The organism is Bacillus sp. SORGH_AS_0510 (genome assembly GCF_030818775.1).
Lineage (GTDB): Bacteria > Bacillota > Bacilli > Bacillales > Cytobacillaceae > Neobacillus.
Map to the genome: position 1 here is coordinate 4,595,388 of NZ_JAUTAU010000001.1, position 14,416 is coordinate 4,609,803.

A 14,416-nucleotide genomic window follows, 5' to 3' on the forward strand; every position below is an offset into this window, starting at 1 on the left:
AGAGAAAACTAAAATGGCGATTACTCGATGTTTCTTGACTTTCTTCTTTACGATTATCTAGTTTTCAAAGAACGAAGTTCTGAGAGAAATTGCACTCTCAAAACTAAACAAACAGAAAACAATCAAACAAACATGTTTTGTCTGGCTCATATGTCCAGCTTATATCCTTAGAAAGGAGGTGATCCAGCCGCACCTTCCGATACGGCTACCTTGTTACGACTTCACCCCAATCATCTGTCCCACCTTAGGCGGCTGGCTCCTTACGGTTACCCCACCGACTTCGGGTGTTACAAACTCTCGTGGTGTGACGGGCGGTGTGTACAAGGCCCGGGAACGTATTCACCGCGGCATGCTGATCCGCGATTACTAGCGATTCCGGCTTCATGTAGGCGAGTTGCAGCCTACAATCCGAACTGAGAATGGTTTTATGGGATTGGCTAAACCTCGCGGTCTTGCAGCCCTTTGTACCATCCATTGTAGCACGTGTGTAGCCCAGGTCATAAGGGGCATGATGATTTGACGTCATCCCCACCTTCCTCCGGTTTGTCACCGGCAGTCACCTTAGAGTGCCCAACTGAATGCTGGCAACTAAGATCAAGGGTTGCGCTCGTTGCGGGACTTAACCCAACATCTCACGACACGAGCTGACGACAACCATGCACCACCTGTCACTCTGTCCCCCGAAGGGGAAAGTCCTATCTCTAGGAGTGTCAGAGGATGTCAAGACCTGGTAAGGTTCTTCGCGTTGCTTCGAATTAAACCACATGCTCCACCGCTTGTGCGGGCCCCCGTCAATTCCTTTGAGTTTCAGCCTTGCGGCCGTACTCCCCAGGCGGAGTGCTTAATGCGTTAGCTGCAGCACTAAGGGGCGGAAACCCCCTAACACTTAGCACTCATCGTTTACGGCGTGGACTACCAGGGTATCTAATCCTGTTTGCTCCCCACGCTTTCGCGCCTCAGCGTCAGTTACAGACCAGAAAGCCGCCTTCGCCACTGGTGTTCCTCCACATCTCTACGCATTTCACCGCTACACGTGGAATTCCGCTTTCCTCTTCTGCACTCAAGTCCCCCAGTTTCCAATGACCCTCCACGGTTGAGCCGTGGGCTTTCACATCAGACTTAAAGGACCGCCTGCGCGCGCTTTACGCCCAATAATTCCGGACAACGCTTGCCACCTACGTATTACCGCGGCTGCTGGCACGTAGTTAGCCGTGGCTTTCTGGTTAGGTACCGTCAAGGTACCGGCAGTTACTCCGGTACTTGTTCTTCCCTAACAACAGAGCTTTACGACCCGAAGGCCTTCATCGCTCACGCGGCGTTGCTCCATCAGACTTTCGTCCATTGTGGAAGATTCCCTACTGCTGCCTCCCGTAGGAGTCTGGGCCGTGTCTCAGTCCCAGTGTGGCCGATCACCCTCTCAGGTCGGCTACGCATCGTCGCCTTGGTGAGCCGTTACCTCACCAACTAGCTAATGCGCCGCGGGCCCATCTGTAAGTGTCAGCCGAAACCGACTTTCAGCTTTCCCTCATGTGAGGAAAAGGATTATCCGGTATTAGCACCGGTTTCCCGGTGTTATCCCAGTCTTACAGGCAGGTTGCCCACGTGTTACTCACCCGTCCGCCGCTAACCACCGAAGTGATTCGCTCGACTTGCATGTATTAGGCACGCCGCCAGCGTTCGTCCTGAGCCAGGATCAAACTCTCCAAGAAAGTTGATTAGCTCATTTTGTTACGTTGGCTAACTTCAATTAAGAAGTTAAATATTATTGTTTGTTGACGTTTTTGTTTGTTTAGTTTTCAAAGAACAATTTTGTGCTCTTCATCTGAGCGACTTTAACATCTTAACACGATTAATACTAAGATGCAATATATTTTCTACATTCCCACTTAAGGGATTGAAGAGACAGAAATAAAAATTTCTGTCTTCGCCTGGCAACGTCCTACTCTCACAGGGACTTTCGTCCCAACTACCATCGGCGCTGAGAAGCTTAACTTCCGTGTTCGGTATGGGAACGGGTGTGACCTTCTCGCCATAGTTACCAGACTATTTTATTTGAGAGTTCGTTCTCTCAAAACTAGATAATGTAGAAGAAAATTCAATAAACATTTGAGTTCGCTTTAAAACTTGGTTAAGTCCTCGAACGATTAGTATCAGTCAGCTCCACATGTTACCACGCTTCCACCTCTGACCTATCAACCTGATCATCTTTCAGGGTTCTTACTAGCTTGACGCTATGGGAAATCTCATCTTGAGGGGGGCTTCATGCTTAGATGCTTTCAGCACTTATCCCGTCCGCACATAGCTACCCAGCGATGCCTTTGGCAAGACAACTGGTACACCAGCGGTGCGTCCATCCCGGTCCTCTCGTACTAAGGACAGCTCCTCTCAAATTTCCTGCGCCCACGACGGATAGGGACCGAACTGTCTCACGACGTTCTGAACCCAGCTCGCGTACCGCTTTAATGGGCGAACAGCCCAACCCTTGGGACCGACTACAGCCCCAGGATGCGATGAGCCGACATCGAGGTGCCAAACCTCCCCGTCGATGTGGACTCTTGGGGGAGATAAGCCTGTTATCCCCGGGGTAGCTTTTATCCGTTGAGCGATGGCCCTTCCATGCGGAACCACCGGATCACTAAGCCCGACTTTCGTCCCTGCTCGACTTGTAGGTCTCGCAGTCAAGCTCCCTTGTGCCTTTACACTCTACGAATGATTTCCAACCATTCTGAGGGAACCTTTGGGCGCCTCCGTTACTCTTTAGGAGGCGACCGCCCCAGTCAAACTGCCCACCTGACACTGTCTCCCACCCCGATAAGGGGTGCGGGTTAGAATTTCAATACAGCCAGGGTAGTATCCCACCGACGCCTCCACCGAAGCTAGCGCTCCGGCTTCTACGGCTCCTACCTATCCTGTACAAGCTGTACCAAAATTCAATATCAGGCTACAGTAAAGCTCCACGGGGTCTTTCCGTCCTGTCGCGGGTAACCTGCATCTTCACAGGTACTATAATTTCACCGAGTCTCTCGTTGAGACAGTGCCCAGATCGTTACGCCTTTCGTGCGGGTCGGAACTTACCCGACAAGGAATTTCGCTACCTTAGGACCGTTATAGTTACGGCCGCCGTTTACTGGGGCTTCGATTCAGAGCTTCGCTTGCGCTAACCCCTCCTCTTAACCTTCCAGCACCGGGCAGGCGTCAGCCCCTATACTTCGCCTTGCGGCTTCGCAGAGACCTGTGTTTTTGCTAAACAGTCGCCTGGGCCTATTCACTGCGGCTCTTCGAGGCTATTCACCTCAAAAAGCACCCCTTCTCCCGAAGTTACGGGGTCATTTTGCCGAGTTCCTTAACGAGAGTTCTCTCGCTCACCTTAGGATTCTCTCCTCGCCTACCTGTGTCGGTTTGCGGTACGGGCACCTTTTATCTCGCTAGAGGCTTTTCTTGGCAGTGTGGAATCAGGAACTTCGGTACTAAATTTCCCTCGCTATCACAGCTCAGCCTTTGCGGAAAGCGGATTTTCCTACTTTCCAGCCTAACTGCTTAGACGCGCATATCCAACAGCGCGCTTACCCTATCCTCCTGCGTCCCCCCATCACTCAAACGATAAAGAGGTGGTACAGGAATATCAACCTGTTGTCCATCGCCTACGCCTTTCGGCCTCGGCTTAGGTCCCGACTAACCCTGAGCGGACGAGCCTTCCTCAGGAAACCTTAGGCATACGGTGGATGAGATTCTCACTCATCTTTCGCTACTCATACCGGCATTCTCACTTCTAAGCGCTCCACCAGTCCTTACGGTCTAGCTTCAACGCCCTTAGAACGCTCTCCTACCACTGACATCTACGATGTCAATCCACAGCTTCGGTGTTACGTTTAGCCCCGGTACATTTTCGGCGCAGAGTCACTCGACCAGTGAGCTATTACGCACTCTTTAAATGGTGGCTGCTTCTAAGCCAACATCCTGGTTGTCTAAGCAACTCCACATCCTTTTCCACTTAACGTAAACTTTGGGACCTTAGCTGGTGGTCTGGGCTGTTTCCCTTTTGACTACGGATCTTATCACTCGCAGTCTGACTCCCACGGATAAGTCTTTGGCATTCGGAGTTTGTCTGAATTCGGTAACCCGATGAGGGCCCCTAGTCCAAACAGTGCTCTACCTCCAAGACTCTAACAACGTGAGGCTAGCCCTAAAGCTATTTCGGAGAGAACCAGCTATCTCCAAGTTCGATTGGAATTTCTCCGCTACCCACACCTCATCCCCGCACTTTTCAACGTGCGTGGGTTCGGGCCTCCATCCAGTGTTACCTGGACTTCACCCTGGACATGGGTAGATCACCTGGTTTCGGGTCTACGACCACATACTCATTCGCCCTATTCAGACTCGCTTTCGCTGCGGCTCCGTCTCTTCAACTTAACCTTGCATGGGATCGTAACTCGCCGGTTCATTCTACAAAAGGCACGCTATCACCCATTAACGGGCTCTAACTACTTGTAGGCACACGGTTTCAGGAACTATTTCACTCCCCTTCCGGGGTGCTTTTCACCTTTCCCTCACGGTACTGGTTCACTATCGGTCACTAGGGAGTATTTAGCCTTGGGAGATGGTCCTCCCTGCTTCCGACCGGATTTCACGTGTCCGGCCGTACTCAGGATCCACTCAGGAGGGAACGAAGTTTCGACTACAGGGTTTTTACCTTCTCTGACGGGCCTTTCCAGGCCGCTTCATCTACCCCGTTCCTTTGTAACTCCATATAGAGTGTCCTACAACCCCAAGAGGCAAGCCTCTTGGTTTGGGCTATGTCCCGTTTCGCTCGCCGCTACTCAGGGAATCGCGTTTGCTTTCTCTTCCTCCGGGTACTTAGATGTTTCAGTTCCCCGGGTATGCCTTCAATACCCTATGTATTCAGGTAAAGATACTGTTCCATTACGAACAGTGGGTTTCCCCATTCGGAAATCTCTGGATCAAAGCTTACTTACAGCTCCCCAAAGCATATCGGTGTTAGTCCCGTCCTTCATCGGCTCCTAGTGCCAAGGCATTCACCGTGCGCCCTTTCTAACTTAACCTAAAAGGTTTATTACTCTATATATAATAGAGAGAAAACTAAAATGGCGATTACTCGATGTTTCTTGACTTTCTTCTTTACGATTATCTAGTTTTCAAAGAACGAAGTTCTGAGAGAAATTGCACTCTCAAAACTAAACAAACAGAAAACAATCAAACAAACATGTTTTGTCTGGCTCATATGTCCAGCTTATATCCTTAGAAAGGAGGTGATCCAGCCGCACCTTCCGATACGGCTACCTTGTTACGACTTCACCCCAATCATCTGTCCCACCTTAGGCGGCTGGCTCCTTACGGTTACCCCACCGACTTCGGGTGTTACAAACTCTCGTGGTGTGACGGGCGGTGTGTACAAGGCCCGGGAACGTATTCACCGCGGCATGCTGATCCGCGATTACTAGCGATTCCGGCTTCATGTAGGCGAGTTGCAGCCTACAATCCGAACTGAGAATGGTTTTATGGGATTGGCTAAACCTCGCGGTCTTGCAGCCCTTTGTACCATCCATTGTAGCACGTGTGTAGCCCAGGTCATAAGGGGCATGATGATTTGACGTCATCCCCACCTTCCTCCGGTTTGTCACCGGCAGTCACCTTAGAGTGCCCAACTGAATGCTGGCAACTAAGATCAAGGGTTGCGCTCGTTGCGGGACTTAACCCAACATCTCACGACACGAGCTGACGACAACCATGCACCACCTGTCACTCTGTCCCCCGAAGGGGAAAGTCCTATCTCTAGGAGTGTCAGAGGATGTCAAGACCTGGTAAGGTTCTTCGCGTTGCTTCGAATTAAACCACATGCTCCACCGCTTGTGCGGGCCCCCGTCAATTCCTTTGAGTTTCAGCCTTGCGGCCGTACTCCCCAGGCGGAGTGCTTAATGCGTTAGCTGCAGCACTAAGGGGCGGAAACCCCCTAACACTTAGCACTCATCGTTTACGGCGTGGACTACCAGGGTATCTAATCCTGTTTGCTCCCCACGCTTTCGCGCCTCAGCGTCAGTTACAGACCAGAAAGCCGCCTTCGCCACTGGTGTTCCTCCACATCTCTACGCATTTCACCGCTACACGTGGAATTCCGCTTTCCTCTTCTGCACTCAAGTCCCCCAGTTTCCAATGACCCTCCACGGTTGAGCCGTGGGCTTTCACATCAGACTTAAAGGACCGCCTGCGCGCGCTTTACGCCCAATAATTCCGGACAACGCTTGCCACCTACGTATTACCGCGGCTGCTGGCACGTAGTTAGCCGTGGCTTTCTGGTTAGGTACCGTCAAGGTACCGGCAGTTACTCCGGTACTTGTTCTTCCCTAACAACAGAGCTTTACGACCCGAAGGCCTTCATCGCTCACGCGGCGTTGCTCCATCAGACTTTCGTCCATTGTGGAAGATTCCCTACTGCTGCCTCCCGTAGGAGTCTGGGCCGTGTCTCAGTCCCAGTGTGGCCGATCACCCTCTCAGGTCGGCTACGCATCGTCGCCTTGGTGAGCCGTTACCTCACCAACTAGCTAATGCGCCGCGGGCCCATCTGTAAGTGTCAGCCGAAACCGACTTTCAGCTTTCCCTCATGTGAGGAAAAGGATTATCCGGTATTAGCACCGGTTTCCCGGTGTTATCCCAGTCTTACAGGCAGGTTGCCCACGTGTTACTCACCCGTCCGCCGCTAACCACCGAAGTGATTCGCTCGACTTGCATGTATTAGGCACGCCGCCAGCGTTCGTCCTGAGCCAGGATCAAACTCTCCAAGAAAGTTGATTAGCTCATTTTGTTACGTTGGCTAACTTCAATTAAGAAGTTAAATATTATTGTTTGTTGACGTTTTTGTTTGTTTAGTTTTCAAAGAACAATTTCACCATCGCTCAAAAGCGACTTTATTATCTTACCAAGTTACCAACCGGAAGTCAACAACTTTTTTTAACTTTTTTTCTTGTTTACTGCTGTTTAGCAGCAACAGAAATTAATATTATACTATAATACTAATTTCGTCAATCCCGATTTTTATTTTTTAAAAATAAAATAACAAAATCAATGTTATGTTGCATCAGGAATTACTATGTTACTATCACTTCTCTCATATGTCAACAGCTTTCTTTGTAATTAAAAGAGGGATTCTTCTATTAGATAAGGAATAATATTTCTAGTTGTAATACTAGTGTAAAATAATTTCCACCTTAAGGAGGGCACCAAAACATGGATAGAAACAGATTTTCAGCAATCGCTCATCGCAATCACGCCTATAGTAATCCTATTAATGAAACAAAGATGATGAAAATGATTCAAATGATGTCACTTGAGCCAAACATGAAGGTAATTGATATCGGAGCAGGGAAATGCGAGCTGCTTATTCGTCTAGTAGAGGATTTTAATATTAGCGGTACTGCTATCGAATTATATGATGGCGCCATTGAAGAAGCCAAACTTAAAGCAATGAAACGAATACCTGAAGATCGTATTGATTTTGTTGTGGATGATGCAAGCATTGCTGTCCAGAGATGTGAAGCTGATGTATTTAATATAGGAATTTGTATCGGATCGACTCACGCTTTAGGAGGTCTTGAATCTACTCTTGAAACGATGAAACGTCTCGTAAAGAAAGATGGATTTATTTTAATAGGAGAAGGCTATTGGAAGAAGAAGCCTAGCAAAGATTACTTAGAAGCATTAGGCGGCGCAGACGAATCGGAATTGAAAAGCCATCAGGAGAATGTAATGGTCGCTGAAGAACTTGGACTCATTCCTCTTTTTTCTTACGTTGCAAACGAAGATGATTGGGATGAATACGAATGGCTTTATTCCTCTTCTATAGAAAATTACTGTTTTGAAAATCCGGATGACCCAGATAAGAATGCCATGCTTGAACGAATTCGGAAGTGGCGGAGAACTTATCTGAAATGGGGCCGGGATACACTAGGATTTGGGTTGTATTTGTTCCGGAACAACTAAAACGAAAAGCTCATCACCTTTAATTATAGGAAATTCTTTTATTTGATTATAGCTCTCAAAACTTCTCACAGTGCCCTTAAGTTGCTCTAACTTTTCACAACGGGAATCGTGATTTCTTCACAATTCCCGTACTTATCTCTTTTCCCCTCTCAAAGGCTTTGTGAACCCTTCACAATTCCCATGCCTCTCTCTTTTCCCCTCTCAAAGGCTTTGTGAACCTTTCACAATTCCCATACCTCTTTCTTTTCCCCTCTCAAAGGCTTTGTGAACCCTTCACAATTCCCCTACCTCTCTCTTTTCCCCTCTCAAAGGCTTTGTGAACCTTTCACAATTCCCCTACTGTAAATGTCAAGCTAAGTATGTACATTTTTGATTGTTTAAGAATGTACAAAAATTACTCGTTTTCCTTTTCCAAATGATTTTTAATACGATACGAATCACCAATTATGTTCACAACTGTTGCGTGGTGTAATACACGATCCAATATGGCATTTGCTATTTTTGTATCCTGGAAGACCTCATCCCACTGCTTAAAGCTTACATTTGTGGTTAATATGGTGCTTTTTTTCTCATATCTTAAATCAATTAGCTGGAAGAACAATTTGGCATCCTCACGATCAATTGGTAGATATCCAATTTCATCAATAATTAATAACTTATACTTTCCATAATGCTTTAATCGACTTTCTAAGCGATTTTCTAATTTTGCTCTTTTTAATTGCAGGATTAATTCATTACATTTTATAAAATAGGTACTGGTTCGTTTCTTGGCTGCTGCTATCCCTATGGCTGTTGCTAAATGTGTCTTTCCGACTCCACTAGGTCCCAAGAATACGATATTCTCTTTCTCTTCGAGAAATCGTAATGTTGTAAAATCAAGTATTTGCTGCTTGTTTACTGATGGTTGGAAATTAAAATCAAAATCCTTTATCTCTTTACGGTGGGGGAAGGCCCCCACCTTGACCATTGAATTAACCATGGTTTTTTCACGCATATCGATTTCATAATTTGTTAGTTTTAAGAGTGTGTCTACAAAAGATAATTGATTACTCATACCAAAATCAATCGTTTCACCAAGATGACCAATCATCTGTTTTAATTTTAAATACTCAAGGTTTTGCATTAATTGTTGATAACTACTATTCATTTTTATACACCTCATCAATCGCTCGTAAGTTATTTTTAGCCAGCTCATCAATATCCGGAAAGTGCGGAAGCCCTCTTGAGAGTGCCTCAACGTAGTGTTCTTTTTTATAGTTGAGTTTGATTTCACTGACCTCGTGTTTCGCGATTAACTCCGTGTTATAATAAATATGGATTTGATTATCATATACTTGTAAACCAACGGTTTTCCCTTTGTATTCAGCTGGAACTGAATACTGGTTTGATTTATAAGTAATCATGCAAGCGGAATTGACCTGTACAAGTTTATGGTGGATCTTATAAGAATCTCTTATTTGCTTTCTTGGTAGGGGCAATAAGAGATTTTTTTCTTGTTCAATGGCCAAAATAGGTATTTTCCCTGTACCCTGATGGTAACTGTGGTTAATCCGTTCACAAAGGCTCTGCACAAACGCATGAAGCTCCTCATAATCAAATTTTCCCTGATAGGCATGAATCTCGTCTATCAATTTCATAGGACTTTCAACTTTCCCCTTCGTCCTTGGTCGTCCTGCAATACAAGGCCTTACTTTAAACCCAAAATCCTTTTCAAATTGACCAAAGCGTTCATTCACTACTCCCTTTGAATACTCGGTTCGTGGTTCATCCATTACTGTTTTCATATTATCCGTCACAAGGTTTTTAGGCACTCCCCCAATGGCTTCAAAGCTTTCTGTCAGAAAGGACATCAATACGCTTTGTGACTTTGATATTGTTAAATGAAAGGTTCTAAAACGGGAATGGGACAAAAGAAAAACAGCCACATTTACATAAAGAATTTCTCCATCTTTCGTTATATACCGGATATTCTCCTTCCAATCTATTTGAGCTTGTTCACCCGGAAGGGTTTCATAACGAATTACGGAGTGAACAGTTTCTGTACGTTTCCCCTCACTAAAGTATGCTTGAAACTCTGGTTTACGAGCTATATAAGCTCGAAATGTTGACTGGGAACATTCCAGTCCATGATTATCTTTTAAATACTGCCATAGAACACGTTTATAAAAAAATCTCTGCTTAGACTCTCGGGAAAGCAGTAGCTTTATTACTCCGTAATAATCATCTATCTTAGATTCTCTATCTCGTTTCTTTTGAGGCACATATCCATTAATATATTTATCAACTGTCCTCCGATCTACATTTAATTCTCTAGCTAATTTACTCTTGTTAATTTTCATATTTAAATTCTCCATAAGAAGTTTAAGTTTTGGTAAGTCTGTAAGACTGTTGATTTCAAAATTTGTTGTAATATCTAGTTGAACATACATACTCTCCACCTCGATAAGAGTATGCCATGTACTACCCAAAACTGTACATTCTTATACAATCATTTCTGTACATATTAAAATTAGCATTTATACCCTACCTCTCTCTTTTTCCCTCTCAAAGGCTTTGTGAACCCTTCACAATTCCCATACCTCTCTCTTTTCCCCTCTCAAAGGCTTTGTGAACCTTTCACAATTCCCATACCTCTCTCTTTTTCCCTCTCAAAGGCTTTGTGAACCCTTCACAATTCCCATACCTCTCTCTTTTCCCCTCTCAAAGGCTTTGTGAACCTTTCACAATTCCCATACCTCTTTCTTTTCCCCTCTCAAAGGCTTTGTGAACCTTTCACAATTCCCCTACCTCTCTCTTTTCCCCTCTCAAAGGCTTTGTGAACCTTTCACAATTCCCCTACCTCTCTCTTTTTCCCTCTCAAAGGCTTTGTGAACCTTTCACAATTCCCTCGTTCACTCCTTTCTCCTGCAACAGGCACTGTGAACCTCCCCCCTCCCACCTATTACAGTATCAGGAATTTCACCACTACAGAAAAACTCAAGCCCCATTCAGCTTGAGTTTTTTCCTTCTATACTATAAGAATATCCCGCCATATATTAACGAAGCCATAATCACATAAGCAGGGTGCACCTTTAATTTTTCAAGGAGAAAAAAGCTTACACCAACCAGAATGATTGTTTGAAGCAGCCCTGTATCTGTGTAAGAAGTAGAAAAGAAGCTAAATGCCATTACACCTAGCATAACTGCAATAGTTGGTCGAATATAGTTCGTCATCCTCTTTACCTTCGGAGAGTCTTTATGTCTATATAAAAGACCTAATAAAACGATCATTAATAGAAGCGATGGGGCTACCGTCGCAAATATTCCTACAATAGACCCCAGAACCCCACCTATCTCGTAACCAATATAGCCTGACATTTTCGTAGCAATAGGACCAGGCAAAGAGTTCCCTAAGGCTAACACTTCACTAAATTCCGAGACTGTCATCCACCCGTAATGATCAACTACTTCATTCTCAACTAACGGTATGGAGGCAGGGCCGCCTCCATATCCAACAATTCCTGGTATGAAAAAGGCAAGAAATATGTGCCAATAAAGCATCATCCCACCTCTCTTTCACTGGTTTTATCAACTTTAGAAGCCTTATCTCGCTTCACTAAGGCAAACACTAATATAGCTACAATTAAGATGGCTGGATGCACGTGCAAAAACTCTAATAATACCAAACTAGCAACCACCGTCACCGCTGCACTAATATGTCCTAACGTTTGGTAGGATTTCTTATAAAAATCCCAGGTTAATGTAGCCATCATGACACCAACGACAGGCACAACCGCTTTGGTCATGCCAGCTACCCACGGCAGATCCTTGAATGAAGCTAAGGAGGTGAGCAATATGATCATTAATATAATAGTAGGGACAATGGAAGAGATAATGGCATTTAGCATACCTACATACCCACCTACTCGATAGCCTATATATCCTGCCATTTTTGTATTAATCGGCCCTGGTAGGGTATTCGCTAATGCAAGAACATCCGCAAATTCATCATCCGTCATCCATTTAAAAATTTCTACTACCTCTTTATGAACGAGGGGAATCGAAGAGGGGCCACCTCCATAGCCTAATATTCCGGAACGGAAAAAAGCGATAGATATATCCATCTGTTTCAATATTTATCAACACCTTTTATCAATTTACCAGACAGCAATTGCTCCATCTGTTCTGGATTCTGTTCCGCCTGAAAGCACACCAGTCTTAGGGTCTCTCCAAATGATTTGTCCTCTTCCGAATTCGCCTCCATCTAAGGCTACTTTTACAGCATGCCCCTTTCTTGCGAGCGCACTGGCAATATAGGACGGGAATGTATTCTCAACTAGAATTGTCTTTCCCTCCATCCATTGCCATCTCGGTGAATCTAAGGCAGCTTGCGGATTTAAATGGAAGTCAATAGTGTTCATTATCACTTGCGCATGACCTTGAGGTTGCATATACCCACCCATTACACCAAATGGTCCAACCGCTTCACTATCCTTCGTTAAAAATCCAGGAATAATCGTGTGGTATGTTCTTTTTCCTGGCTCCAAACGATTCTCATGTGTTGGATCTAATGAGAAATCCGCTCCACGGTTTTGCAAGGCTATCCCTGTTCCAGGAATAACAATCCCAGAACCAAAGCCCATATAGTTACTCTGAATAAAGGAAACCATATTCCCTTCCCCATCTGCCGTTGCTAAGTAAACCGTACCGCCTTTTGGAGGTGTACCCGGCTCTGGTGTAAGAGCAGCATCCCCAATCAAGCTGCGTCGAGCTTCCGCAAATTCTTTAGATAACAACTGTTCTGCTGTCACGGACATTTTTTCCAGATCTGTTACATATTTTTTCGCATCAGCAAAAGCCAGTTTCATAGCTTCAATCTGCTTATGATACGTCTCAACTGATTCCTTTTCCTTCAGCTCATATCCCTTCAGAATGTTTAGTGCCATTAAGGCAACGATTCCTTGGCCATTCGGTGGAATCTCCCATACATCATAGCCTCTGTAGTTTACTTTAATAGGCTGGACCCACTCAGGCTTGTAGGCTGCTAAATCTTCCTTAGAAATGAATCCGCCATGTTGCTTGGAAAACTCGTCAATTCTCTCCGCTAATTCTCCGCGGTAAAAACTTTCGGCATTCGTTTCTGCAATCTTGCGTAATGTACTGGCATGACCCTTCGAACTCCAAATCTCTCCTATTTGTGGTGCCTTTCCATCGGGAGCAAAGGTTTCAAACCACCCTTTATATTCATCACCAGTAAATAAATCTTTGAATCTATTAAATGCACTATTCCAGTACTTTCCTAGAATAGGTGTGAGCGGATAACCTTTTTCGGCATACTCGATCGCCGGTTGTAGCACTGCGCTTAACGGAAGCTTACCAAATCGACGGGACAACTCTGCCCATGCTGCAGGTACTCCCGGAACGGTCACGGGAATAAGGCCAAAGGTCGGCATTTTTTCATGACCCTTCTCCTTTACTGCGTCGATTGAAATGCTTTTCGGCGACGGTCCACTCGAGTTTAGTCCATGCAGTTCGCCTTTTGTCCATACAAGTGCGAACGCATCTCCACCGATTCCATTGGAGGTCGGTTCAACCACTGTTAAGCAGGCAGCAGTTGCAATAGCCGCATCAATAGCATTCCCGCCATTTTTTAATATATCTAGTCCGGCTTGGGCCGCTAAAGGCTGTGATGTCGCCACCATGCCGTTTCTGGCAACAGTCGTCATTCTTTGTGATGAATACGGATGATTTAAGTAATCCAAGTTCATCATTCATCCCCCTTTTATACATTCGAATTAATTATTCTGCGATTCAATTCCATTTGTTAATCATTTTACTCCTTTTTATTTACAAACGGAACCATTTTTTCTAAAATTAAATGAGTATAGTAATATGCTGTAAATCTAGGTTAATATAAACATATAAATGGATTGAATCTAGGGGGACGCCGCATGAAAATTGATGAAATCGATCGCAGGATTATCGAGTTACTGGCTGAAAATGGAAGAATGTCATATGTTGATATTGGTAAGAAACTTAATTTATCGAGGGTATCAATCCGCGAGAGGGTAAACCAATTACAAGAAAACGGTATTATCGAGAAGTTCACTGTAGTCATTAATTCTGATAAAGTCGGGAAATCTGTTTCTGCATTCTTCGAGGTCGACTGTGAACCAGCATCCCTTGTCAGCGTTGCCGAAACATTAGCCAATAACCCTAGCGTAGCAAGCTGCTACCAAATGACTGGACCAAGTACCTTACATATGCACGTACTTGTTGAGGACTTTTCACGCTTAGAAAAATTTATTAATGAGGAATTATACAGTTTAGAAGGTATAACAAGAGTTGCCAGTCACATCTTATTGCGTAGGTTTAAGAGTAGGACTGGGTTAAAGTTATAAGCAAACAAAGAAAATGGCATGAACAAATTGTCCATGCCTTCATC

The 14,416-nt window shown here is 45.0% G+C and carries 7 protein-coding genes and 4 rRNA genes; 2 read left to right on the plus strand and 9 right to left on the minus strand.

From position 1 onward, the window contains the following. Positions 1-171: 171 nt before the first annotated feature. The 4 genes from QE429_RS23385 to QE429_RS23400 form a co-directional block, all read right to left on the minus strand. A 16S ribosomal RNA gene (locus tag QE429_RS23385) occupies positions 172-1,709 on the minus strand. 217 nt (positions 1,710-1,926) lie between these two features. Continuing rightward, positions 1,927-2,043 (minus strand): 5S ribosomal RNA (gene rrf, locus QE429_RS23390). Between the two features lie 81 nt (positions 2,044-2,124). Further along, positions 2,125-5,060: ribosomal RNA gene (locus QE429_RS23395) — 23S ribosomal RNA — on the minus strand. Positions 5,061-5,260: 200 nt separating this feature from the next. After that, positions 5,261-6,798 (minus strand): 16S ribosomal RNA (locus QE429_RS23400). The 16S, 23S and 5S rRNA genes sit together here, the layout of an rRNA operon. Positions 6,799-7,239: 441 nt before the next feature. Here QE429_RS23400 and QE429_RS23405 point away from each other — a divergent pair. Further along, positions 7,240-7,992 (plus strand): class I SAM-dependent methyltransferase, encoded by a 753-nt coding sequence (locus QE429_RS23405; RefSeq protein WP_307290431.1) that lies wholly within the window; start codon positions 7,240-7,242, stop codon positions 7,990-7,992. A 394-nt stretch (positions 7,993-8,386) separates the two neighbouring features. Here the strand turns inward: QE429_RS23405 and istB are convergent, their stop codons facing one another. The 5 genes from istB to ggt form a co-directional block, all read right to left on the minus strand. Next, on the minus strand, positions 8,387-9,139 hold the full coding sequence (gene istB, locus QE429_RS23410) for an IS21-like element helper ATPase IstB (protein WP_307282679.1): 753 nt from the start codon (positions 9,137-9,139) through the stop codon (positions 8,387-8,389). After that, positions 9,132-10,421 (minus strand): IS21 family transposase, encoded by a 1,290-nt coding sequence (gene istA / locus QE429_RS23415; RefSeq protein ID WP_307282676.1) that lies wholly within the window; start codon positions 10,419-10,421, stop codon positions 9,132-9,134. The genes istB and istA overlap by 8 nt, the downstream gene beginning before the upstream one ends. Before the next feature lie 583 nt (positions 10,422-11,004). After that, the gene (locus tag QE429_RS23420; protein ID WP_307290943.1) at positions 11,005-11,532 is read right to left on the minus strand and encodes a chromate transporter; all 528 of its coding nucleotides are present in this window, start codon (positions 11,530-11,532) and stop codon (positions 11,005-11,007) included. Then, the gene (locus QE429_RS23425) at positions 11,532-12,104 is read right to left on the minus strand and encodes a chromate transporter (RefSeq protein ID WP_307290432.1); all 573 of its coding nucleotides are present in this window, start codon (positions 12,102-12,104) and stop codon (positions 11,532-11,534) included. The genes QE429_RS23420 and QE429_RS23425 overlap by 1 nt, the downstream gene beginning before the upstream one ends. A 24-nt stretch (positions 12,105-12,128) precedes the next feature. After that, on the minus strand, positions 12,129-13,739 hold the full coding sequence (ggt, locus tag QE429_RS23430; RefSeq protein WP_307290945.1) for a gamma-glutamyltransferase: 1,611 nt from the start codon (positions 13,737-13,739) through the stop codon (positions 12,129-12,131). Positions 13,740-13,922: 183 nt separating this feature from the next. Here ggt and QE429_RS23435 point away from each other — a divergent pair, with 183 nt between their 5' ends. Further along, positions 13,923-14,372, plus strand: a complete 450-nt coding sequence (locus tag QE429_RS23435; RefSeq protein ID WP_307290433.1) for an Lrp/AsnC family transcriptional regulator — start codon at positions 13,923-13,925, stop codon at positions 14,370-14,372. The last annotated feature ends 44 nt before the right edge of the window (positions 14,373-14,416 follow it).

Coding starts and splice junctions, on each gene's coding strand:
- QE429_RS23405 (WP_307290431.1), top strand. CDS start 7,240: ATGGATAGAAACAGATTTTCAGCAATCGCTCATCGCAATCACGCCTAT.
- istB (WP_307282679.1), bottom strand. CDS start 9,139: ATGAATAGTAGTTATCAACAATTAATGCAAAACCTTGAGTATTTAAAA.
- istA (WP_307282676.1), bottom strand. CDS start 10,421: ATGTATGTTCAACTAGATATTACAACAAATTTTGAAATCAACAGTCTT.
- QE429_RS23420 (WP_307290943.1), bottom strand. CDS start 11,532: ATGCTTTATTGGCACATATTTCTTGCCTTTTTCATACCAGGAATTGTT.
- ggt (WP_307290945.1), bottom strand. CDS start 13,739: ATGAACTTGGATTACTTAAATCATCCGTATTCATCACAAAGAATGACG.
- QE429_RS23435 (WP_307290433.1), top strand. CDS start 13,923: ATGAAAATTGATGAAATCGATCGCAGGATTATCGAGTTACTGGCTGAA.